At 36.3% G+C, this 24,276-nt stretch carries 24 protein-coding genes; 8 read left to right on the forward strand and 16 right to left on the reverse strand.

The features are described from left to right. Positions 1-124 precede the first annotated feature (124 nt). The 12 genes from rsuA to A9G13_RS10705 all read right to left on the reverse strand — a co-directional run bounded on the left by rsuA (position 125) and on the right by A9G13_RS10705 (position 10,309). Complete coding sequence (rsuA, locus tag A9G13_RS10650) at positions 125-814, reverse strand: 16S rRNA pseudouridine(516) synthase RsuA (RefSeq protein ID WP_065557579.1); 690 nt, start codon at positions 812-814, stop codon at positions 125-127. A 15-nt stretch (positions 815-829) separates the two neighbouring features. Further along, the gene (locus tag A9G13_RS10655; protein ID WP_065557580.1) at positions 830-1,567 is read right to left on the reverse strand and encodes a class I SAM-dependent methyltransferase; all 738 of its coding nucleotides are present in this window, start codon (positions 1,565-1,567) and stop codon (positions 830-832) included. Beyond that, on the reverse strand, positions 1,554-3,581 hold the full coding sequence (prlC, locus tag A9G13_RS10660; RefSeq protein ID WP_065557581.1) for an oligopeptidase A: 2,028 nt from the start codon (positions 3,579-3,581) through the stop codon (positions 1,554-1,556). Before prlC ends, A9G13_RS10655 begins: the two co-directional genes overlap by 14 nt. A gap of 92 nt (positions 3,582-3,673) precedes the next feature. Then, on the reverse strand, positions 3,674-3,931 hold the full coding sequence (locus tag A9G13_RS10665; RefSeq protein ID WP_065557582.1) for a BolA family protein: 258 nt from the start codon (positions 3,929-3,931) through the stop codon (positions 3,674-3,676). 82 nt (positions 3,932-4,013) lie between these two features. Next, entirely contained in the window at positions 4,014-4,286 is a 273-nt protein-coding gene (locus tag A9G13_RS10670; protein ID WP_065557583.1) for an STAS domain-containing protein, read from the reverse strand. A gap of 6 nt (positions 4,287-4,292) precedes the next feature. Then, positions 4,293-4,937: a phospholipid-binding protein MlaC gene (gene mlaC / locus A9G13_RS10675; protein WP_065557584.1), complete on the reverse strand. Its 645-nt coding sequence runs from the start codon at positions 4,935-4,937 to the stop codon at positions 4,293-4,295. A 9-nt stretch (positions 4,938-4,946) separates the two neighbouring features. Then, the gene (gene mlaD / locus A9G13_RS10680) at positions 4,947-5,525 is read right to left on the reverse strand and encodes an outer membrane lipid asymmetry maintenance protein MlaD (protein WP_065557585.1); all 579 of its coding nucleotides are present in this window, start codon (positions 5,523-5,525) and stop codon (positions 4,947-4,949) included. An 11-nt stretch (positions 5,526-5,536) separates the two neighbouring features. Continuing rightward, positions 5,537-6,316 carry a lipid asymmetry maintenance ABC transporter permease subunit MlaE gene (gene mlaE, locus A9G13_RS10685; RefSeq protein WP_141670918.1) on the reverse strand — a complete coding sequence of 260 codons (780 nt, stop codon included), beginning with the start codon at positions 6,314-6,316 and terminating at the stop codon, positions 5,537-5,539. Further along, positions 6,316-7,137 (reverse strand): phospholipid ABC transporter ATP-binding protein MlaF, encoded by an 822-nt coding sequence (mlaF, locus tag A9G13_RS10690; RefSeq protein WP_065557587.1) that lies wholly within the window; start codon positions 7,135-7,137, stop codon positions 6,316-6,318. Before mlaF ends, mlaE begins: the two co-directional genes overlap by 1 nt. A 277-nt stretch (positions 7,138-7,414) precedes the next feature. Then, a complete protein-coding gene (locus A9G13_RS10695; RefSeq protein ID WP_065557658.1) occupies positions 7,415-8,113 on the reverse strand; it encodes a methionine ABC transporter permease in 699 nt (232 codons plus the stop codon). Position 8,114: 1 nt separating this feature from the next. Beyond that, the gene (locus tag A9G13_RS10700; protein WP_065557588.1) at positions 8,115-9,158 is read right to left on the reverse strand and encodes a methionine ABC transporter ATP-binding protein; all 1,044 of its coding nucleotides are present in this window, start codon (positions 9,156-9,158) and stop codon (positions 8,115-8,117) included. Positions 9,159-9,166: 8 nt separating this feature from the next. Next, the gene (locus A9G13_RS10705; RefSeq protein WP_065557589.1) at positions 9,167-10,309 is read right to left on the reverse strand and encodes an amidohydrolase; all 1,143 of its coding nucleotides are present in this window, start codon (positions 10,307-10,309) and stop codon (positions 9,167-9,169) included. 181 nt (positions 10,310-10,490) lie between these two features. On the opposite strand from A9G13_RS10705, the gene A9G13_RS10710 reads away from it, so the two are divergent. Beyond that, positions 10,491-11,339, forward strand: a complete 849-nt coding sequence (locus tag A9G13_RS10710) for a MetQ/NlpA family ABC transporter substrate-binding protein (RefSeq protein WP_065557590.1) — start codon at positions 10,491-10,493, stop codon at positions 11,337-11,339. A gap of 32 nt (positions 11,340-11,371) precedes the next feature. On the opposite strand, the gene A9G13_RS10715 is transcribed toward A9G13_RS10710, so the two are convergent. Together A9G13_RS10715 and pepN are read right to left on the reverse strand one after the other, a co-directional pair. Continuing rightward, the gene (locus A9G13_RS10715; protein ID WP_065557591.1) at positions 11,372-11,704 is read right to left on the reverse strand and encodes a rhodanese-like domain-containing protein; all 333 of its coding nucleotides are present in this window, start codon (positions 11,702-11,704) and stop codon (positions 11,372-11,374) included. A gap of 121 nt (positions 11,705-11,825) precedes the next feature. Next, complete coding sequence (gene pepN, locus A9G13_RS10720) at positions 11,826-14,459, reverse strand: aminopeptidase N (protein ID WP_065557592.1); 2,634 nt, start codon at positions 14,457-14,459, stop codon at positions 11,826-11,828. 275 nt (positions 14,460-14,734) lie between these two features. On the opposite strand from pepN, the gene pncB reads away from it, so the two are divergent. The 6 genes from pncB to mdtH all read left to right on the forward strand — a co-directional run bounded on the left by pncB (position 14,735) and on the right by mdtH (position 22,113). Then, the gene (gene pncB / locus A9G13_RS10725) at positions 14,735-15,928 is read left to right on the forward strand and encodes a nicotinate phosphoribosyltransferase (protein WP_065557593.1); all 1,194 of its coding nucleotides are present in this window, start codon (positions 14,735-14,737) and stop codon (positions 15,926-15,928) included. An 87-nt stretch (positions 15,929-16,015) separates the two neighbouring features. Beyond that, positions 16,016-17,419 carry an asparagine--tRNA ligase gene (gene asnS / locus A9G13_RS10730; RefSeq protein WP_065557594.1) on the forward strand — a complete coding sequence of 468 codons (1,404 nt, stop codon included), beginning with the start codon at positions 16,016-16,018 and terminating at the stop codon, positions 17,417-17,419. Positions 17,420-17,712: 293 nt separating this feature from the next. Continuing rightward, positions 17,713-18,873 (forward strand): porin, encoded by a 1,161-nt coding sequence (locus A9G13_RS10735; RefSeq protein ID WP_065557595.1) that lies wholly within the window; start codon positions 17,713-17,715, stop codon positions 18,871-18,873. Between the two features lie 291 nt (positions 18,874-19,164). Then, on the forward strand, positions 19,165-20,310 hold the full coding sequence (locus tag A9G13_RS10740) for a porin (protein WP_065557596.1): 1,146 nt from the start codon (positions 19,165-19,167) through the stop codon (positions 20,308-20,310). A gap of 132 nt (positions 20,311-20,442) precedes the next feature. Continuing rightward, positions 20,443-20,901, forward strand: a complete 459-nt coding sequence (locus A9G13_RS10745; RefSeq protein ID WP_065557597.1) for a methylglyoxal synthase — start codon at positions 20,443-20,445, stop codon at positions 20,899-20,901. Beyond that, positions 20,902-22,113 carry a multidrug efflux MFS transporter MdtH gene (mdtH, locus tag A9G13_RS10750; protein ID WP_065557598.1) on the forward strand — a complete coding sequence of 404 codons (1,212 nt, stop codon included), beginning with the start codon at positions 20,902-20,904 and terminating at the stop codon, positions 22,111-22,113. Here mdtH and A9G13_RS10755 read toward each other — a convergent pair. Together A9G13_RS10755 and lpcA are read right to left on the reverse strand one after the other, a co-directional pair. Beyond that, positions 22,097-22,870 carry a class II glutamine amidotransferase gene (locus A9G13_RS10755; protein ID WP_065557599.1) on the reverse strand — a complete coding sequence of 258 codons (774 nt, stop codon included), beginning with the start codon at positions 22,868-22,870 and terminating at the stop codon, positions 22,097-22,099. The genes mdtH and A9G13_RS10755 overlap by 17 nt on opposite strands. Next, positions 22,863-23,450, reverse strand: a complete 588-nt coding sequence (gene lpcA / locus A9G13_RS10760; protein ID WP_065557600.1) for a D-sedoheptulose 7-phosphate isomerase — start codon at positions 23,448-23,450, stop codon at positions 22,863-22,865. The genes A9G13_RS10755 and lpcA overlap by 8 nt, the downstream gene beginning before the upstream one ends. A gap of 352 nt (positions 23,451-23,802) precedes the next feature. On the opposite strand from lpcA, the gene ribH reads away from it, so the two are divergent. Beyond that, a complete protein-coding gene (ribH, locus tag A9G13_RS10765) occupies positions 23,803-24,273 on the forward strand; it encodes a 6,7-dimethyl-8-ribityllumazine synthase (RefSeq protein ID WP_065557601.1) in 471 nt (156 codons plus the stop codon). Positions 24,274-24,276 lie beyond the last annotated feature (3 nt).

Below are 24,276 nucleotides of genomic sequence, written 5' to 3' on the forward strand. Positions count from 1 at the left end.
TTCTTCCTTTTTATTTTTTTTAAAAGTTAAAATAAATACAGTAATTAGAGTAAGCAAAATATTACATTTATTTTGTCAGACACATAATCTGCATATTAAATATTTATTAAAATGTTAGGTAATATTAATTAAACGAGTCGATTTCATCTTGAATAAGCGGGCGATATTCACCCTCAGGTATATCCAGAATAATAGATCCGATTTGTTTGCGATGTAATTCAACTACATGATTATTCACTGCCGCAAACATCCGTTTAACTTGATGATAACGACCTTCACTAATAGTTAATTCGGCATGGTAATCATCAATAATCTTTAGTAAAGCTGGTTTAGTAAGTGATTTTTCATTATGTAATTGAATGCCATGTTCAAAAATCTGAATCAGATTAGCAGTCAACGGTTGTTCAACAGTTACTACATAAACTTTTTGACAATGATGTTTTGGGGAAGTGATGCGGTGTGACCACTTACCATCATCAGTTAATAAAACTAGTCCAGTGGTATCTAAATCAAGACGTCCGGCTGCATGTAGCTTTTCTGGCATAGGTTCATCAATAAAATAAAGAATGGTTGGATGATCGGGATCATCAGTTGAGCACACATAACCTTGAGGTTTGTTTAACATAAAATAACGATTATTGGTTATAGGTGTTATTTCATAACCATCATACTCAACAATTTGTTGTGGAGTTAATTGATAAGCTCCTGATTTTATGATTTCACCATCTACGGTTACTTTTTTCGCTTTTAACTCTTTGGTGACAATTGTGCGGCTAGCACCAAGATGATGAGCAAGAAATTTATCTAATCGCATAATCAAACAATTTTCCTATATTACTTCAATGGGAGTATAAATATCAAAACGATGATTTTTCGTCTTTATGTTGGCAATTGGTTTTTGGTCAGCTAAAAAAGGGGCATAATCAGGTCTTTTTACTACTACCCGTTTTTTAGCCAGTAGCCTTGCTGGTTCCAGTAAGTTATCGGCATCAATATCACTACCCACTAATTGTTGAAAAATCCGCATCTCTTTTTTAACTAAAGCACTTTTAGGTCGATGTGGGAACATAGGATCTAAGTAAACTACATCGGGTTTTTCATTATATGAACTAAGCCCAGAGATACTTGAATTATAAATCAAATGTAAATGCTGTTGTAGCAAACGTCCTATCATGGGATCTTGGTAGGCACGTTGCAGGCCGTCTTCTAATAACGCGGCAACCACCGGGTGCCTTTCAAACATAGTTACCCTACATCCTAAAGATGCTAACACAAAAGCATCACGACCAAGTCCAGCCGTGGCATCAACCACTGTTGGTAAATAATCACCTTTAATTCCTACCGCTTTAGCAATAGCCTCTCCACGACCACCACCAAATTGACGGCGATGAGCCATTGCCCCGGACACAAAATTAACATAAACCGCGCCTAACTTGGGTTCATCTAGTTTTTGTAACTCAAGTTGATTTGCTTGTGATACTAAGGTAAACGGAAGATGTGCATGCTCAGTTAACCATTGCTCAGCTAATAATTTTAGCTGAGCTAAGTTAGAACTAGTGGATACCATAGTGACGAAGTAATGCCTCTAATTGTGGTTCACGACCACGGAAGTTTTTAAATAAAGCCATAGGTTCATCACTACCGCCTTGTGACAATATATTGTCAAGGAATGAATTCCCAGTTTTGGCATTAAAGATGCCTTCTTCTTCAAAACGAGAAAAAGCATCGGCGGATAATACTTCGGCCCATAAATAGCTATAGTAACCAGCGGCATAACCACCGGCAAAAATGTGACTAAATGCATGCGGGAATCGTCCCCATTCCACAGTAGGTACAACCGCGACTTGTTGCCTAACTAGTTTTAATGTTTCTAATATGTTGGCATCTTTTTGGGTATGCAATTTAAAGTCAAATAGACCAAATTCTAATTGACGTAAAATAAATAGCGCTGCTTGATAGTTTTTAGCTGCTAACATTTTTTCTAACATTTCTTGCGGTAATGGTTCACCAGTTTGATAATGCCCTGAAATAAAGGCTAAGGCTTCAGGTTCCCAGCACCAATTTTCTAAAAATTGACTTGGTAATTCAACCGCATCCCATGGCACACCATTAATACCTGCTACAGATGAAACTTCAATTTCAGTTAACATATGGTGTAATCCATGACCAAACTCATGAAATAGCGTGGTGACTTCATTATGAGTAAATAGAGCTGGTTTGTCACCGATTGGGCGATTGAAATTACACGTTAAGTAAGCTACGGGTTTTTGCAAATGACCATCGGCAAAGCGCATACGCCCAATGCAGTCATCCATCCAAGCCCCACCACGTTTATGTTCACGCGCATATAAATCTAAGTAAAAACTACCTTTCAATTCACCGTTAGCGGCATAAAGATCATAAAATCTAACTTCTGGATCCCAAACTTCGACATCATTACGTTCTTTGGCAGTGATACCAAAAACTCGTTGTACTACTTCGAATAACCCGTTAATGACTCTTGATTCAGGGAAGTAAGAGCGTAATTCTTCATCATTAATGGTATACAGATATTGTTTTTGTTTTTCACTATAGTAAGCAATATCCCAGGGTTTTAATTCGCTGGCACCAAAAAACTCGTAAGCATAACGTTTTAAATCGGCTAACTCTTTTTCACCTTGTGGTTTAGCTTTGGTGGCTAAGTCAGTTAAGAACGCAATAACTTGTTGGGTTGATTGAGCCATTTTTGTGGCTAGGGATTTATCGGCATAGGTATCGAATCCTAATAAATGGGCAAGTTCATCACGTAAAACTAAAATCTGTTTAATGATTTCGGTGTTATCCCATTTTCCAGCATTAGGGCCTTGATCTGATGCCCGAGTATTATAAGCTTGATAAAGTTCAAAGCGTAGATCACGATTATCGCAGTAAGTCATCACCGGTAAATAGCTTGGTATGTCAAGGGTTAGTAACCAACCTTCTTGATCTTTATCCTTAGCTTGTTGTTTAGCCGCTGCTAGGGCACTTTCTGGCATGCCTGATAATTGTTCCACATTAGTGATTAATTTTGACCATCCCATAGTTGCATCAAGTACATTATTACTGAATTTGGAGGATAACTCTGATAATTTTGCTACAATTTCGCCATAGCGTTTTTGTTTGTCATCCGGTAAGCCGATACCTGATAACTCAAAATCACGCAAAGCATTATCAATGACTTTTTTCTGAGCTTTAGTAAGTTTGGTATATTCTGCACTATGTTTAAGCTGTTTGTAAGCTTGGTATAAAGGTTTATGTTGACCCACCCAAGTACTATATTCAGAAAGTAATGGCAAGCAAGCTTCATAAGCGGCACGTAATTCAGGACTATTTTTCACTGCATTAAGGTGACTAACTGGTGACCAAGCACGACTGAATTTTTCGTCCATCTCATCAATCGGTTGAATTAAATTATCCCAAGTATACTGACTATTTTGTTGAAGAACAGTTTCAATTGTGTGGCGACAATTTTTCAGAGTCTCTTGTATAGCCGGTAAAACATGTTCAGGCTTAATCTGCGAAAACAGTGGTAATGGTGCAGAGGTTAATAATGGATTAGTCATATTGTGGTACCTTTATGCAATGATTTTATCTAGTTATGCGATCATAAGTGGTGGCAAAAACCATCAATTCAAGTCTGTTAAAATATGATTACTTATAATCCCATTAATTTGCGTTCACGTTGCCATTCCGTAGGTGTATAGGTTTTAATTGAAAGCGCATGAATACGATTATCATTAATAAATTCAGCTAATGGAGCATAAATGATTTGCTGTTTTTTAACACGACTTAAATCAGCAAATAACTCACCAACCGCAATAACTTGAAAATGACTATCGTCATCCGTCATTACATAAACATCATCAAGATTAATTGAACTTTTTAATTTATTTATGATTTCTTGCTTATCCATTAGTAAAACTCTTTATTAGTATTATTTATTTTGCTTATTTTTGTAAAAATGCTTCAGGTAAAGTATAGGTTTAATTATACAGTTAATTAGTTAGTACAGGTTGTAAATCATACAGAGCAATTAATGTCTGTAACTGCGGATTAATTCCTGTCAGTTGCAATTGATATTTAATGCAAAAGTAAACTAGGGTAGCGAGTCCAGAAGAATCAACTCGAGTAAGCTGTGCTACATCGATTGATTTTGTGCCATTGAATAGCGATTTTTGTGTAGCCCAAATTTCATTTAATGAGTGAGCATCTAGCTCACCCTTTAAATATAATACTTGTTGTTGATTTTCTGCTGAGATTCTGGACATTATCAACTAGCCTTTTTGCTTAGCATTAGGATCAATTTTACGATTAGCTAGGTCAGTAAGTTGTTTAGTTAAAGCATCAATACCATCTTGCCGTAAAATTGTTGACCATTCATTTTGTTTAGTAGTGATCATACTTACACCTTCAGCAATTAAATCGTAAGCTTTCCACTCACCAGTAACAGAATTTTTACGCCATTGAAAATCAATACGTAAAGGTTGTTGGTTTTTGTCAGGTTGAATTAATAAAATTCGAATAGAAATTAAATTCTTACCACTTAAATCAGAAGCTGACTCAACTTGATAGGTTTGACCATTATACATTGAAAGCGCTTGTGCAAATGCTTGCACTAAATAGTTTTCAAAAGCATTAAAATATGCAGTGCGTTGTGCATCAGTAGCGCTTTTATAGTAATTACCTAAAATCAATGCTCCGGCATATTTTACTTGCACATAAGGTAACAAATCTGTTCTCACTATGTTTTTTAACTTATCCGGATTAGCTTTAATAGCTGATGATTGTGATTTCATAGTATTAAAAATCTTATCGGCAGCAACTTGCATTTCGTTATAAGGATTATTTTCTGCGAAAGCAGTAGCACTAAACACTAAGGTTAGTACTAAAAAAATAGTTTGCTTGAATCTAGTTATCATATTAGCTCCTTACTTTTCGCTACTATCTTGTTTTTTATCTTTATCTGATGAACCGCCAGCACTATAAAGGAATTGACCAATTAAATCTTCTATAACCATGGCTGGTTTAGTATTATTTATGACAAAACCTTCTTGAAAATAGGCCGGTTTATTATTGTTATTTGTTGCAACATTAGTAGAACCATCGGGTGCATCTAATGCATCAAGTTCCATTTCGGTACTTGGATCTAAACCGAAGTTAATATCAATAAATTGTTCACCTAACAAACCGGAAGTTTTTATTGAAAGGGAACTACTACTCGGAATTTTATTATATTGAGTGTCGATTTCCATAGTAACATAAGGTTTATAAATCGCATTATCGGATGATTTTAAAGAAATATCACTGACGCGACCAATCACTACCCCACCAATCTTAATCGGTGAACGCGCTTTTAGACCACCAATATTATCAAATACAGCATAAACACGATAGGAATTATGACTAACAAATGATGTAGGATCGGTGACTCTAAAACACAAAAATAGTACCGAGCAAATAACTAACACCATAAATAACCCAACGGTAATTTCAACTTTACGACTCATGTTTAATGACCTCAATTACTAAACATTAATGCGGTTAAAATAAAATCTAACCCCAAAATAACTAATGATGAATAAACAACAGTATTCGTTGTTGCTCGACTAATGCCTTCTGATGTTGGCACACAATCATAACCATTAAATAGTGCAATCCAAGTGCTGGCTATAGCGAAGGCAAAGCTTTTTACAAAACAGTTACCTAAATCATGCCACCAATCAACATTACTTTGAATGGATGACCAAAAGAATCCGGCATCAATTCCTTTCCAATCAACACCTACTAACACACCACCTAATATACCTACAGCCACAAAAATAGCCGTTAAAAAAGGTAAACAGAAAAAGCCAGCCCAAAAGCGTGGAGCAATAATGCGCCTTAAAGGATCGATGGCCATCATTTCCATACTAGATAATTGTTCGGTTGCTTTCATTAAACCGATTTCAGCGGTTAATGCCGAACCAGCACGCCCGGCAAATAGTAACCCGGCAACTACCGGACCTAACTCACGCAGTAACGCTAAAGCTACCAACATACCTAAACTGGCTTCAGCACCAAAGGTGGTAAGAATAAAGTAACCTTGTAGTCCAAGGACCATGCCAATAAATAGCCCGGATACGATAATAATCGAAAGTGATTGTACCCCGACAAAATAAAATTGTTTAACCAGTAATGGGAATTGTTTACCAAATTGTGGGGTACCGATTAAGGCGCCAAACAGCATCATCCCAGAACGACCTATCAAGGCAACGAGGTTAATCAACCATTGCCCCATCTTTGCGAGTAAATTCAACATTATTTAGCACCTCTGCTTAGGTCTAATTTATAATCATCAGCAGGATAATGGAAAGGAACCGGACCATCCGCTAGCCCTTCAAGAAACTGTTTTACTCGTAAATCATTATTGCTACGTAGCTGTTCCGATGTACCACCGGCTATAATGTGTTGTTCAGCTACAATGTATGCATAATCAGCGATACTCATCACTTCGTTCACATCGTGGCTAACCACTATACAAGTTAAACCAAGAGATTGGTTGATTTCGGCAATAAGTTTAACAATTACCCCCATGGAAATAGGATCTTGCCCAGCGAAAGGTTCATCGAACATAATTAAATCAGGATCGAGCGCGATGGCACGCGCTAACGCCGCACGCCTTGCCATACCGCCAGATAATTCCGATGGCATCATATAAGCGGCGCCACGTAGCCCAACTGCTTGTAACTTCATTAATACTAAATTGTATAAAACAGGTTCCGGTAAATTAAGATGTTCACGTAAAGGGTAAGCAACATTATCAAAGACGCTTAAATCAGTAAATAATGCACCAGATTGGAATAACATACTCATGCGTTTACGCACTTCATAAAGACGGGAACGCGTCATGGTAGAAATGTTTTCACCATCAAATAAAATTTGCCCTGATTGTGGTTTTAATTGACCACCAATTAAGCGTAATAACGTAGTCTTACCAATACCTGATGGCCCCATAATGGCGGTCACTTTGCCTTTGGGAACATTTAGGCTCATATTTTTATAAATTGGCCTTGTACCACGATAAAATGACATATCATGGATTTCCACCAAATTTTGCTGTAATGCATTTGCCACAGTCATTTTTCATACTACCTTAATTAAAATTGCGCTTATTCTACTTGATAATAATGAATAATGAAATCTATTAAAGTTATTGTCTTTAGATCATTAACACGGAAGCTGAATATAAGTAATAATTTTATACTTGGACATATCACTGACCGGTAACATCTTACGTTAAAATGAATTCGCTATGTTTTAATAAAAATCCTAAGCTTAATCTTACTAAATAACCGGGCATCAAGTTTGCATTTTAGTGCCCGATTGCAATATTTTTTTATTTAGCTTAGCAAAGCGATTATTCATGCCTGGCTTTGCGCGCCAAGTAGTTGCCCATACTTTGCACAAATTGTACGGTAATAATTAGAATAATGACGGTAATAATTACTGCCGTGGTATCAAAGCGTTGATACCCATAGGAAATTGCTAAATCACCAATACCTCCAGCGCCGACAGCACCAGCCATTGCGGTAGCGTTAATTAGACCAATGGTAGCGGTAGTTAAAGTGAGGATTAAAGAACTAAACGCTTCGGGTAACATAAAATGCCAAATAATTTGTAACGGAGTAGCCCCCATTGATTCGGCAGCTTCTATGATGCCTTCATCTACGTCCAGTAAAGAGTTTTCAACTAACCGGGCAATATAAGGCGCAACATAGATTGTTAAAGGAACGATAGCTGCGGCTAAGCCAATTGAGGCGCCTACAATCAATTTAGTAAACGGTAGAATAGCGACTAATAAAATAATAAATGGCAACGATCGTACCATATTAATAATTGGATTAAGAATACGGTATATTCTCGGATTTTCGAGTAAACCCGAAGGTCTGGTGGTAACCAAGCAGATGCCGAGTGGAATGCCGAGTGAGGAACCAATTATCAAAGCGAAAAATACCATAATCAATGTTTCATAAGACGCTTCGACAAATTGAATGGCTGTCAAATTTGTTGAAAAAGAAGATGCTAAATAATTAAGAATGTTATTGAATATTTCCATTTTAGTTAATCTCCCAATCATGAATTTCGGATACTTGCACACCATTTTGGCGCAAATAGTGTACCGCATCGTTGATATCACTATCTGTTCCTTGCAATTGCACAAACATGCTACCAATAACGGTTTTTTGGATTTCGGACATATGGGCAAATAAAATATTAACTACCACTTTTTGTTGTAAAATTAAGGAATTAACTACGGGTTCAGAAGCTGAAAGCCCAAGGAATTCAAGTTTGAATAATTTGAAATTATGTTTGATTTCTTCGGTTTCCAATAAATTTTCCACCACACCGGAAGGGATTTGGTCATTAATTACTGAACTAACAAAATTTTGGGTTGTTGGTTGTTGTGGGTGACCAAACACCTCAAGCACATTACCATGTTCAATAATTCTACCTTTTTCCATCACAGCTACTTTATGGCAAATTTGCTGGATAACATGCATTTCATGGGTGATTAATACCACTGTGATTTTATACTGCTCGTTAATTTTTTTGATTAAATCTAAAATTGCTTGGGTTGTTTGCGGATCGAGTGCTGAAGTAGCCTCATCACAAAGTAATATGTCCGGATTATTGGCGAGTGCTCGGGCAATGCCAATGCGTTGTTTTTGTCCGCCAGATAATTCTTTGGGATAGCTATTAGCTTTATCTTTTAAACCCACAAATTCAAGCAACTCGCTAACTTTTTGTTCAATATTATGTTTGCTTTCTTTTAGTAGAATTAATGGGATAGCAACGTTTTCAAATACCGTTTTCGATTCCAGTAGATTAAAGTGCTGAAAAATCATACCAATTTTTCGCCTAACTTTACGCAATTCGCTATTAGATAGATCGTTAAGGGTTTGATTTTGAATGATCACTTTACCTTGCGTCGGTTTTTCTAAGAAATTAATTAAACGAACAAGGGTGCTTTTACCGGCGCCACTATAACCAATGATGCCATAAATATCGCCTTTATTAATGGTTAAATTAATATTTTGTAGCGCTTGGGTCGTAACCCCATTACGCTCATATTGCTTAGATATATTTTCAAATCTGATCATCACGTAACCTATTTATTATTATGTTTTAAATCGATAAGTGCTTGCGTTGCGAGTTCATATAAATAATGAGCTGCTGGAGTTATCATATCCAGATTAATTTGAAATTTCGGATGGTGCAGGGCATGCTGACTTTGCGAACCAAGATTTATAAAGGCTCCGGGCACTACATGTAGGTAATGCGCAAAATCTTCACCGCCTAATCCTGGTTTAAAATCGACTACCTCATAACCTGTTTGTTTGGCTACTTGCTTCGCTAATGCAACCCATTTAGCCACATTCATAACAGATGGTGGACCATCAAACCATCTAAGTTCAGCTTTGGCCCCCATACTAATAGCCACATTTTCTACAATACTGATTAATTGTTGTTTAACTTTAGCTCTCACTTTGGGAGTAAGAGTCCGAACAGTACCTTCCATCTCAACTTTTTCTGGGATGACATTCCAGGTATTACCACCTAAAAACTTAGTAATACTGACAACCACAGGATCTAAACCACTTATGGTGCGACTGGAAATGGTTTGTATGGCACTGACAATTTGGGCACCAATGACAATAGGATCGATACCCGATTCCGGTCTGGCGGCATGAGCACCGATGCCAGTTACTGTAATTTCTATACGATCGACATTGGCTGAAAATGGACCAGAACATGAAGCCATTTGATTAACAGCTAAGTTAGGGTTATTGTGTAACCCAAGAATTGCATCCACACCATTAAGTGCACCGATATCTATAAAATGTAAAGCGCCACTAAAATTCTCTTCAGCTGGTTGAAACAGTAAGCGCACGGTACCTTGCAAATTTTTTTCTTGTGCTTTAAGTAAATAGGCGGCCCCCATCAAAACTGATGCATGTAAGTCATGACCGCAAGCATGCATAACTTCGCGATTTTGGGAGCGATAATCTAATTCGGTTTGTTCATTAATTGGTAAGGCGTCAATGTCTGCCCGCAATGCTAAAACTGGTGATCCGGAACCGATTTCAGCAATAACCCCAGTTTTTGCACCCAATTCTAATATGCGGATATTAGCTTGTTGTAAATAAGATCGTAATCGTTTAGTGGTTTCAAATTCCTGATTAGAAAGTTCAGGATGTTGATGTAATTCCTTAAAAAGTTTATGGATGGTGTTTGCAACAGAATTAGTCATAGTCTTTCCAACGCTTAATCATTAATCATGAGTTAAACGGTAGCACATGTTAATTTGTTGCTCTAATAATCGTTTTTTATATCTTATTCCTTTTGGTTATAAGTTAGAATAACTTGGAATAAATGAAGTGTTTTTTCTGTGCTAGAGTGTGTAACGTCACTAGTTTATAAGGATCATCAATATGAAAAACTACTTTAGCCAACAGAATTTATTTAAATATATTGCCGTAACATTATTAGCCAGTTCAGCATTAGTGATTAATGCCTGTGATAACTCAGCTAAGTCTGCCAATAATCAAACTAAAAAAGAAATTAGTATGGGGGTTTCGCCAGGGCCGTATAATGATCTTTTCAAAGATGCGGTTAAACCGATTCTAGAATCAGAAGGTTATAAGGTGAAGTTAGTTAATTTCCCGCATTTACTAGAGTCAGATGTCGCATTAAGTGAAGGGAGTATTGATTTGACGGTGGCGCAACATACCGCTTATATGGATGTATTTAATCAGCAGCGTAAAGCTAATTTGAAACCTGTTGTGCATGTGCCATCAGTACCGGCAGCGATTTTTTCCAATAAGTATACATCTTTAAAGCAAGTATTTAGTGGTGCGAAAGTAGCTATTCCGCAAGATGCTTCAAACGCTGCACGCTCATACAATTTATTAGAAAAAGCGGGCTGGATTAAATTAAAAGCTAATACCAATCCAATTATTGTGAATAAAAATGATATAGCACAAAATATTGCTGGTATTGACATCATTGAAATGGATTCAGCTAATATTCCGCGAGTACTTAATGACTTAGATTTTGCGGTGATTCCAGGGAGTATTGTGTATTCTGCCAATATTGACTCAAACAAGGCGCTATTGTCGGAAACGATTATTCCTGATTTAGAGATCATGGTGGTGGTTAATGGTGGTAATGAAAATAGCCAATGGGCGCAAGATGTTAAGCGCATCTACCAATCGCAACAGTTCAAAGATTATATGCAAACACATAACCAAAATGGTTATTGGGTGATGCCACAACAATAAAAGTAGATTAAGCCTGTTTAATAACAGGCTTGTTAATACCTTGGCATTTGTTTATCTACAGTTAAAGCCCAGGCATCAATACCACCGGTTAGGTTGTAAATATCATCAACCTCAAAGCCATTTTCGACTAAGTAATTGGCAACATTTAGGCTGCGATTACCATGGTGACAATAAATTACAATAGCCACGTCGTCAGGGATTTGATCTAAATACAGTGGGATCAGCTTCATCGGAATGTGAGTCGCACCGGCAATGGCACAAATCGCTACTTCATTCTCTTCGCGCACATCTAATAAAAACAGCTGTTCATGCTGATATAATTTTTGTGCTAACTCCGTTGGTGTAATTTCTTTAATTGTTGTCATAATAAAAACCCATTAACAATAGTTGTCAAGATGTTTCCTGAGAACTATACGTTTCAGTATAAATTAAAGCCTCAAGCTGCATTAATCTCATCCGACTTTTTATAGGATGAGATTGGGTTGATTATGCGGCTAGTGCCTTACTAATTTTTTCATAGAGATCTTTAGATAAATGTTCTATTTTCAATAAAGACTCTAAAGCATGGCGCATTTGTTGTTGACGTTTTTCGCCATAACGTTTTAAACGAATAAGTGGATCGATTAATCGCGCGGCAACTTGCGGATTTTTTTGATTTAGCTCAGTAAGAATCTCAACTAAAAATTGATAACCACTGCCATCCTCAGCATGGAATGCTACCGGATTATTATTAACAAAAGCACCAATAAGTGATCGGATTCGGTTTGGATTGCTAAGCGTAAATGAACGATGAGTTAATAATTTCTTCACGTTGCTAAGCACTTGTTTATCTGGACTAGTTGCATTTAAGGCCAACCATTTATCCATAACCAGACCATCTTGATACCATTTATTATCAAAATCAGTCAATAATTCAGCACGACAATCAAGCTCAGCTTTAACTGCAGAGGTTAAAGCGGCTAAACAATCAGTCATATTGTTAGCGCGGTAATATTGTTGACTAACTAACATATTGGCATGAGTTTTATTGTCAGCATAGGCGAATAAAGCTAAACAACAATTTTTTAGTGAACGTTTAGCAATATCGGCATGATTAATATGATACTCACCAGTTTTATTATGCTGATAGACCGCATTGAGTTCGTCATAGAGTTCATTAGCAAAACGTGTTAATAAATAATGACGGACTTGATAAATCGCAATTGGATCAACTACTGTAAATAAATTAGCTAACTCATTTTCAGAAGGTAGAGTTAAAATTTGCGCAATCAGTGCCAGATTCGTTGTTGCTGAAAGTAAAACTGCTCTGAATGCATCTATTACCGATTCAGGTAAGACTTGAGGCTTATTTTGTTGATAATTATTAACATTCAAACGAACATATTTTGCCAATAACATTTGCGCAGCATCATAACGGCTAAAGGCATTGCTGGCATGTTGCATAAGGAAAATCAAATCACTATCTTGATAATCATAGCTTAATTTAACTGGTGCTGAAAAATCACGTAACAACGAAATAATCGGTTGTTCTGGTACATTATCAAATATAAATTGCTGTTTAGTTTGCGTTAAATTTAGTACATGATGAACCGTTTTTCCATGAGATTGCAATGCAATAACTTCGCCATTGTGTTGATATAATTCAATATCAAGTGGAATATGTAGAGCTTGTTTTTGCTTTTGATCTTGGGTTGCTGGCGTATATTGTTCAACTGTTAAGGTATATTGTTTGGTTTGAGCATCATAACTATCAGTCACGGTTAACTCAGGCGTGCCAGATTGGCTATACCATAATTTAAATTGGGTTAAGTCAACGCCTGATGCATCTTGCATCGCAGCAACAAAATCATCACAAGTAGCCGCGCTGCCATCGTGACGTTTGATATAGAGCTTCATTCCCGCTTGGAATTTTTCTTCACCTAACAGAGTATGCAGCATGCGAATTACTTCAGCACCTTTTTCGTACACGGTTACGGTATAGAAGTTATTCATCTCGATGACTTGCTCAGGGCGAATTGGGTGCGACATTGGGCTGGCATCTTCCGCAAATTGTATGGTGCGCATTAATTTAACATCATTGATGCGTTTTACGGCTCTCATACCTAGGTCAGAAGTAAATTCTTGATCACGAAATACGGTTAAACCTTCTTTTAAACTGAGTTGGAACCAGTCACGACAAGTTACCCGATCGCCAGTCCAGTTATGAAAATATTCATGACCAATGACTGATTCAATACCGATATAATCCTCGTCAGTTGCGGTTTCTGGTTTGGCAAGTACATATTTGGAATTAAAAATATTAAGACCTTTATTCTCCATAGCCCCCATATTAAAGAAATCAACCGCCACAATCATAAAAATATCTAAATCATATTCTAGACCAAAACGCATTTCATCCCAGCGCATGGCATTTTTTAAGCTAGTCATGGCCCAATGAGAACGATCTAAGTTACCTTTGTCGACATAAATTTCGAGATCCACTTTACGGTTTGATTGAGTGGTGAAGTGATCTTTCAAAATATCAAAATAACCTGCCACTAGAGCAAATAGGTAACATGGTTTAGGAAATGGATCTTGCCATTGCACCCAATGACGACCATCAGTAAGTTCGCCTTGGGCAATACGGTTACCATTAGAAAGTAGGTAAGGGTAGTTCTGTTTATTGGCGGTAATTCGTGTTGAAAATCTGGCTAACACATCAGGTCGATCTAAATAATAGGTAATATGACGAAAACCTTCTGCTTCACATTGGGTGCATAGTGCATCGCCAGAGACATATAAGCCTTCAAGTGCAGTATTATCAATCGGTTTGATTTCGTTGACGATAGTTAAGGTAAATTCAGCAGGAACATTATGGATAGTTAAGCCTGTGTCTGTGATTTGATAATCATGCCAAGGTTGTTCGTCTATATTGATGGAGATTAATTTAAGATCTTCGCCATCTAAAATTAACTCATTGGCGGTATTATTTTTCTGAATAACACGGCTGCGAGCGGTGACCGTAGTAACTTCGGGAGCTAAATCAAAATCGAGATCGATGTCAGTAATGGTAAAATCGGGTGCCTTATAATCAAGGCGATATTTGGCAATCGGTTTGGTTTCAGTGGTATTTTTACTCATTGTCTGCGTGCCTTTAATGTTGTTATTTAATTAACGAATTAGAACATTATAATAAATTAATATGTTAAAAAGATGATTGTTATTCCCATTATTATCAAATAGACGCAAGATCTGATTGACAATATTAATATGTATGTGGGTTAAATTATTTAAATAACTTAGATAATTTATTATAGCTGATTAAAAATAATCTTATTACATTAATTAATCTATATCTTCAATATTATTCTGCTATAATCAGCAGTATTTTTTAAAGTACTGATAATTAATTCACTATGTTACCAGCTATTATTACATCAATATTAGATACTGATGCTTATAAGTTGCACATGCAACAAGCCGTTTTTCATCATTATCCCGATGCCACTGTGGTTGCCGAATTTCGTTGCCGTAGTGATGATTTATTAGGGCAATATGCTGATGAAATCAAGCATCAAGTTAAATTGATGGAATCATTAGTCCTTTCTGAAGATGAATTTAACTATTTATCACAAATGTCTTTTTTTAAGTCGGATTATTTAAATTGGCTAAAAAATTGGCGTTTCAATAGTGAGTTACTTACCATTGAAAATCAAGAAGGTTTACTTGTTATTCGCATAGCTGGGCTTTGGTTAGATGTGATTTTATGGGAAGTGCCATTATTGGCGGTGATTAGTGAAATTGTGCATAAAGATCGTTCGCCTAATATTGGTGTTCCTGAGGCTTTAGTTCACCTTAAAGATAAATTAGCAACGTTTGCTCAAAAAACAGCGGATTTAGATATGTCTGGCTTTAATCTGATGGATTTTGGTACGCGTCGGCGTTATTCATTTGTAGTGCAAGAAGCCGTGGTAAGCTATTTGCAAGCTAATTTTAGCAATTTTCATAGTACTAGTAATTATTTGCTGGCTTATCGTTTGGGATTAACACCTGTTGGTACTCAAGCACATGAATGGTTCCAAGCTCATCAGCGTTTAAGTCCTAATTTAGAAGATTGCCAAAAAAACGCATTACAAGTTTGGCTAGATGAATATCCGCATGATTTAGGGGTGGCTTTAACGGACTGTATAACTATGGATGCTTTTTTGCGTGATTTTGGTGTATATTTTGCGTCACATTATCAAGGGTTACGTCATGACTCTGGTGATCCTATTGAATGGGGTGAAAAAGCGATTAATCATTATCAGCAACTTGGTATTGATCCTAAAACCAAATTACTGGTATTTTCTGATAGTTTAAATTTTGATAAGGCTATTAGAATATATAGACACTTTAATCATCGAGTACAATTATCATTCGGTGTGGGTGGTTTTTTAGCTTGTGATATTCCTTCTACAAATGTTAATACTAAAGCTTTAAACATTGTGCTCAAATTAACCGAGTGTAATGGCCAATCCGTGGCAAAATTATCCGATAGTCCGGGTAAAACCATATCTCAGGATTTGAACTTTATTGATGAGTTAAAACGCACATTTAGTGTTGAACACTAACACAAATATTACTTTTAAAATATACCTGTATTACTATTAAATATAACTTATAGACCTAAATTAATAATATAGAGATGGATAATTAACATGAATTTAGTTGCACCTATTGTCGATGTGTTACAAGGAAAAATTGCTGTTGGTAGCACAATTTCTGTTCAAGGTTGGGTAAGAACTCGTCGGGATTCTAAAGCCGGCATTTCATTTCTGGCAGTGTATGATGGTTCTTGCTTTGATCCGATTCAAGCGGTAATTGAAAAATCCCTACCAAATTATGAACAAGATGTATTACGGTTAACAGCTGGTTGTTCGGTTAAGATAACCGGCCAAGTGGTTGAGTCACCAGGGCAAGGCCAAAAATATGAATTACAAGCAACAGCTGTTGAAGTTTATGGCTTTGTTGAAGATCCTGACACTTATCCAATGGCAGCAAAACGACATTCTATTGAATATTTACGTGAAGTTGCCCATTTACGTGCTCGCACTAATATTGTCGGTGCAATAACGCGAGTTCGCCATACGCTTGCTCAAGCTATTCATCAATTTTTTGATGAACGAGGTTTCTTTTGGTTGTCGACGCCGATTATTACCGCATCGGACACCGAAGGTGCGGGTGAAATGTTTCGGGTGTCAACGTTAGATTTGTTAAATCTACCTAAAACAGATAAAGGTGATGTAGATTTTGATAAGGATTTTTTTGGTAAAGAAGCCTTTTTAACCGTTTCAGGGCAATTAAATGCCGAAAGTTATGCGTGTGCCTTATCTAAAGTGTATACCTTTGGGCCAACTTTCCGAGCAGAAAATTCCAATACTACTCGTCATTTAGCGGAATTTTGGATGATGGAACCAGAAGTTGCTTTTGCAGATCTGAACGATAATGCCAAATTAGCAGAAGATATGTTGAAATATGTATTTAAAGTAGTGCTGGAAAAACGCGCCGATGATATGCAGTTTTTTGCTCAACACGTTGATAAAGATGCGATTAATCGTCTAGAGAATTTCATTAAAGCTGATTTCGCGCAGGTGGATTACACTGATGCGATTACTATTTTGCAAAATTGCGATGCTAAATTTGAAAATCCAGTAAGTTGGGGGATTGATTTAGCTTCCGAACATGAACGCTATTTAGCAGAACAACATTTTAAAGCACCAGTGGTTGTTAAAAACTATCCTAAAGACATTAAAGCCTTTTATATGCGTATGAATGATGATGGTAAAACTGTTGCAGCTATGGATGTGTTAGCACCGGGAATTGGTGAGATTATTGGCGGTTCGCAGCGTGAAGAACGTTTACATATGTTAGATAAACGCATGGATGAAATGGGACTCAAAAAAGAAGATTACTGGTGGTATCGTGATCTGCGCCGTTATGGTACCGTGCCACATTCAGGATTTGGCTTAGGTTTTGAACGTTTAATTGTGTATGTAACCGGAGTTCAAAATGTACGCGATGTCATTCCTTTCCCAAGAACACCTCGAAATGCCACTTTTTAACTTTATCAGATTAGAAACTAACCATGAGGTTGGTTTCTAATAACCTACTAATTCTGTTAAATATTCTAAAAATTGCTCAAAAAATAAGCAAACAAACCTTATTTCTATATTAGACATCATATTTAAGTGAAAGTTCTCTTGATTTTAAAAAAAATTTCTACATAATTTACACTACTGTAAAAAGTATATAAAAATAATACAAAAAAATATTATTTTTGGATGAGTTATAAATGTAACAAATTGATGCTAATGTAATTAGTATCTTTTAATAAAAATAACCGAGAGGGTAAAAAATGAAACGTAATCTATTAGCAATCGCTATTCCTGCACTTTTAGTTGCAGCTGGCGCAAATGCATCTATTGAAGTATGGAACAAAGATGGCAATAAAGTTGACTTTTATGGTCGAGTAAAAGCCATGAACCATGTTACAGATCGTGGTCAAAAAGATGAAGGCGATAAAACTACCGCACGTTTAGGTATGTCTGGTCAAACTCAGATTACTGATGGCATCACTGGTTATGGTCGTTGGGAATATGAAACTAAAACTGGTAAAGATTCATGGGATGAAACTCGTTACGCATTTGCTGGTTTAAATTTTGGTGACGCAGGTTCATTTGACTATGGTCGTAACGACGGTGTACTTAAAGCTATTACTGCTTATACCGATGTATTGCCAGAATTTGGTGGTGATGCTGCTAATAATAATTGGCATGTATTATCAGCTCGTACTAAAGCGGTTGCTACTTACCGTAACAATAATTTCTTCGGGTTGACTGATGATTTAAGTTTTGCATTACAATATGCCGATAACGGTGATAACTCAAACACTCTAGATGGTAAACGCTGGCATTATAACGATGATGGCAAACGTGTAGGAGATAGCCGAGAAGCTTTTGGTGCTAATGTTCAATGGCGTATTTTTGACACTGGTTTAACTGCTGGTGCTGGTTATGCACAAACAAGTGGCAGTAAACAAGATGCTAACACTTGGACTGCTGGTATCAAATATGATAACTATAATTTATATTTAGCCGCTAACTATTTCCAAACTAAATTAAAAGATCGTTGGGCTATTCTTCATTCTAATCACATTAGTATAGAAGATGAGAAAATCAAAGGTGTTGAGTTGGTTGCTCAATATGGTATTGATTTAGATGTAGGTCGTTTAACTCCATCTTTAGCTTATGTTCAACATAAAAGAAAAGTTTCAGCTAATGGTATAGACTTAGGAAATGGTACTGATTTGAATTCACCATACGTTAAATATGTTTCTTTAGGTGCTACTTATCAGCTAAATAAAAACTTTAGCGCTCTTTTAGAATATAAATTTAACTTACTTGATAATCACGACATAGGTGCTTATAAAAATACAGTGCACCAAGATAGTGGTAACCATCCATATAAACCAGGTACAAAAGATGTGTTAGGTGTTGGTTTAATTTACCAATTCTAATAACTTAATATCTGATTTAAATAAAAAGGCACCTAGGTGCCTTTTTTTACACCTCACTTATATAAAAATCACATTTTATGTTTAAAAATGTTGTATTGCTCGTCTTACAATACTAAAATTAGTAGAGTTAAGATGTATGGTATTAATTATTTACATATCAAAAATAAAAATGGGTAAATTTAATAGCCAATATCAGTAATAATATAATTGCTAACATTAGCAATTATTTATTAGCACAAGAGCAAAGTAATTTGCATCTTTTAGAAAATAAAATACCTAAGAGGGTAAAAAATGAAACGTAATCTATTAGCAATCGCTATTCCTGCATTATTAATTGCGGGTACTGCAAGCGCTTCTATCGAAGTGTGGAATAAAGATGGTAATAAAGTTGACTTCTATGGTCGAGTTTATGCTTTAAACTATATTACTGATCGTGACAATCAAACTGGTGAGGGTGATCAAACTACAGCTCGTTTAGGTATGTCAGGTCAAACTCAAATTACTGATGGTATCACTGGTTATGGTCGTTGGGAATTTGAAACTCAAACTGGTAAAGAATCATGGGACGAAACTCGTTATGCATTTGCCGGTTTAAACTTTGGTGATTTTGGTGCTTTTGATTATGGTCGTAATGATGGGGTATTAAAAACTCTAACTTCTTATACTGACGTATTGCCTGAATTTGGTGGTGATGCTTCGGATAACGATTTGTATGCCTTATCTGCTCGTACTAAGGCTGTTGCTACTTACCGTAATTCAGACTTCTTTGGTTTAGTCGATGGTTTACGCTTTGCGGTACAATATGCAGATAATGGTGATAATAGTTCTACTCAACATTTTGCTAAATATGAACACGATAAAGGTCATGACAGTGCCGAAGCTTGGGGTACTGTAGTAGATTGGGATGTATTAGACACTGGTATATCTATTGGTGCTGGTTATGCACAAACTGGTGGTCATAAAGATGCTAAAGCATGGTCAGCAGGTATTAAATACGACAATGACAATCTTTATTTAGCTGCCTTATATATCCAAGGTAAACAAAAATATGGTTGGGATAATGCCACAATTAACAGAAATGCTGATGATTTAAAAACTAAAGGTTTTGAACTAGTTGCTCAATATGGTATTGACTTTGAAGTTGGTCGTTTAACTCCATCTGTAGCTTATATTCAACATAAAGTTCAAGATGCTTCAAGCTTCTCAAGAAGTGGTGATGAAGGTCTTAAAGGCAATGATCTAATTAAATATGTCGATGTAGGTTTAACTTATGACTTTAACAAAAATCTACAAGCGATCATTGATTATAAAATTAACTTGTTAGATAAAGATGATATCGGTGCTCGTCGTGGTTTGTATGATGATAGCTTTAATAAATCTCAAATTAAAGCAACTACTAAAGACACTGTAGCACTTGGTTTAATTTATCAATTCTAATTAAGTCTTTTGCAGTATTTTTAAAAGGCACTTCGGTGCCTTTTTTATTTACTTATTAAGCTTAAATATTGCTTGCTCTTTTATTAATACTCTGTTAAAAACAGAAAATAACAATAAAATAGGAAGACAATAATGCTTTATACCACACGCAAAATAGCTGCCAAGAAAAATATTGCTTTAGTCGCGCATGATCATTTAAAAGACAATTTATTAAATTGGTGTAAAACCAATCGTGAAGAACTTTGCCACCACAATTTATGTGGTACCGGGACGACGGGAACATTAATTAAACAACAAATTGGACTTAATATCACCCCAATGTTAAGTGGGCCAATGGGTGGCGATCAACAGATTGGCTCTTTAATTGCCGAAGGTAAAATTGATATTTTGATCTTTTTTTGGGATCCCCTTAATGCGGTGCCACACGATCCAGATGTAAAAGCGTTGCTACGTTTGGCTACAGTCTGGAATATTCCTACTGCGACTAATCAAGCTACTGCTAATGCGTTGATTCAATCCTCAATTTTTACCAGCGAAATTGAAATTGCTATTCCCGATTATCAAGGTTATTTATCGGAAAGAACTAAATAAATGCCAATACCTTCACAGATTCGCAAAACAGGAAAACAAATCCTATTATTAGATAATTTATTTATTGTTTTAGGATTCTATGTCGTCTTCCCATTGGTTTCGACTCATTTTGTCAGCCAAGTCGGTTGGAGTGCGTTATTTGTCGGTTTTGCTTTAGGTTTCCGCCAATTTGTTCAGCAAGGTTTTGGTATTATAGGTGGTGCTATAGCTGACCGTTTTGGTGCTAAACCAATGATTGTTTGGGGCATGTTTTTGCGTTGTGTCGGTTTTGTCTCCATGGCAATTGCTAATGAGCCGTGGTTGTTACTGCTTTCGTGTCTACTTTCAGCACTAGGTGGATTATTGTTTGATCCGCCGCGAATGGGGCTGACGATTAAATTTACCCGCCCTCATGAACGCGGTAAATTTATTTCACTATTAATGATTCAAGATAACGCCGGCGCAGTTATTGGGGCGCTTATTGGTGGTATTCTGATTGATTATGATTTTCAATTAGTGTGTTGGTGTGGCGCCGTTATTTTCTTCTTATGTGGTCTATTTAATATCTTCTTTCTGCCTGCGTATCATATTGCCATTGGCAAAGCGCCTATAATTAATGGCATGAAAATGGTATTGCAAGATAAAAAATTTACGCGTTATGTGTTAACGTTAACCGGTTACTATGTGCTTTGGGTGCAAATTATGCTAATGCTGCCTTTAACTATTACTAATGTAACTGGCAGTCCAAGTTATGTGAAGTGGATGTATGCCATTCAAGCAGGTATTTCTTTGTTATTACTTTATCCGTTAGCGCGGTTAAGTGAAAAATATTTTAGACTAGATCAGCGGCTCAAATTTGGTTTATTTTTGATGTCATTGGGTTTTATCATCATTGGTTTTACCAGCGAACTAACAATTTTATTATTACTAATTGCATTGTTTTATTTAGGTGCGATTATCGCTGAACCGGCACGTGAAACACTATCTACTGTGCTGACTAATCCTAGAGCAAAAGGTAGCTATATGGGGTTTAGTCGATTAGGCCTTGCGTTAGGCGGTTTTATTGGCTATACCGGTGCAGGTTGGTTGTATGATATAGCTATGCGAATAAATTTCCCGCATCTTCCTTGGATTGTACTTACTGCAATTGGTTTACTGACACTCGGCTATTTACAATATCTATTCAAAGATGAACCGCCAATGGTAAGATCTAAAACTAGGAAGATTGGATAACTTCACCGCTTTTAAATAAAATAGCTTCACCAGTTTGCAGTTTATGCCAAACTTCGTTTGATGTTAGTGGCAACGTCGAAATAATAGTAACTACATCATTTGGAGTTGTGTGTTTTTGGAAATCAATTTCTACGTCTTCATCGATTAACTTAGCTTTACCAAAAGGCGCTCTTCTGGTGATCCAATGTAGATTCGTCGAACAATAGGCAAAAACATATTGGCCATCAGAAAGCAGCATATTAAATACACCAAGCTGACTTAATTTATTGGCACATTGCTTAATATAATTAAATAATTGTAGATCATCATCGGGTTTATGCGAATATTTTCGGTGTAATTGATTAATTAGGTAGCAAAAAGCATATTCGCTATCAGTTGAGCCAACAGGTTGAAACAATCCCATCGGTAGTTGTTCATAATCAGTTAATTGTCCATTATGGGCAAAAGTCCAGTTTTTGCCCCATAATTCGCGTGTAAATGGATGGGTGTTTTCCAGCGCCACTCCACCACGATTAGCTTGCCGAATATGTGCTATCACAGACTTAGATTTAATTGGGTATTCCTGAACCATTTTAGCTATAGGGGAATAACTACAAGGCTCAGGATCTTTAAAAGTACGGCAACCTTTACCTTCATAAAAAGTAATTCCCCAACCATCTTTGTGAGGACCTTTGTCCCCACCACGTTTAATTAGGCTAGTAAAACTAAAACAGATATCGGTTGGTACATTAGCACTCATACCCAATAATTCACACATTTACGTTTGCCATCTCTTTTTCAATTAACAATATTAAAATATGGATAACCTTGATATGGATTTCTTGCACCCGATCAGCATAGCCAAAATGAGGTACACGAATATCAATATCAGCCAGCCCATTCATTTTGCCGCCATCTTTGCCCGTAAGAGTAATTATTTTCATACCTTTTTGTTTGGCTGCATGGATTGCTTTGAGTACATTGGCTGAATTACCGGAGGTAGAAATACCTAACAACACGTCTCCCTTCTTACCTACGCCTTCCACATAACGGGAAAAAATATAATCAAAACCATAATCATTACCAACACATGAAGTATGGCTTACATCAGATATTGCAATGGCAGGGTAAGCAGGACGATCATCACGAAAACGACCGGTTAGCTCTTCCGCAAAATGCATGGCATCGCAATGAGAACCACCATTACCACAGGATAGAACTTTACCACCTTGTTTAAATGAATCGGCAATTAATATAGCAGCTTGTTGAATTTTTTCTAAATTTTCATTATTAGAAATAAAATTAGTCAACACTTCAATAGCTTGATTTAATTCCGAACGAATATTGTCTATGTACATTTGTGTTACTCCATTATATAAAATATTTCTTTCCCATTTTAAAACGATCATTATTGCTTGCAAGTAATAAAATTAAAGATTTATTGATAAGTTGAAGTTTAGCTAAAACTATAGTTAACACTTAAAAATGCAAGTTCACTTTAATAATAGTTGGGTTGTTGGTGAGATTTTAAAATCTATATAAGAGATTAAAATCTTTTCATTTTATTTTATCTTATTTAGCTGTTAAATCATTGTGGTAGCGTTATTTGCTAATAGGATAAGCCCATAAAATATGGTACAATTATGGCATAGTTTTTCACGCAAAGAGATATTTAAATTGCATTTAAAAATTAATTAATAAGGAATTAATATGCAAACAGTTACAGGTAAAGTTGCGGCACCAAAAGCCAAAGTAGCCATTATAGTGGCTCGTTTTAATCATTTTATTAATGATAACTTAGTTAATGGTGCAGTTGATGCATTGACTCGTATTGGGCAAGTAGATGAAAAAAATATTACCGTTATTTGGGTACCTGGTGCTTATGAAATTCCATTAGCAACCAAAGTTGCAGCCCAATCGAAAAAATATGACGCAGTTGTAGCATTAGGTACAGTGATCCGAGGTAGCACCGCGCATTTTGATTATGTTGCCGGTGAATCAAGTTCAGGTTTATTAAATGCTAGCTTAGAATATGCAATTCCTGTGGGATTCGGTATTTTAACCACAGAAAGTATTGAACAAGCTATTGAGCGAGCCGGAACCAAAGCTGGTAATAAAGGTGCGGAAGCAGCTTTAACGGCACTTGAAATGCTAAACATTATTAAAACAATTAAGGAGTAATTT

The organism is Gilliamella sp. wkB178 (assembly GCF_001690705.1).
GTDB lineage: Bacteria > Pseudomonadota > Gammaproteobacteria > Enterobacterales > Orbaceae > Gilliamella > Gilliamella apicola_K.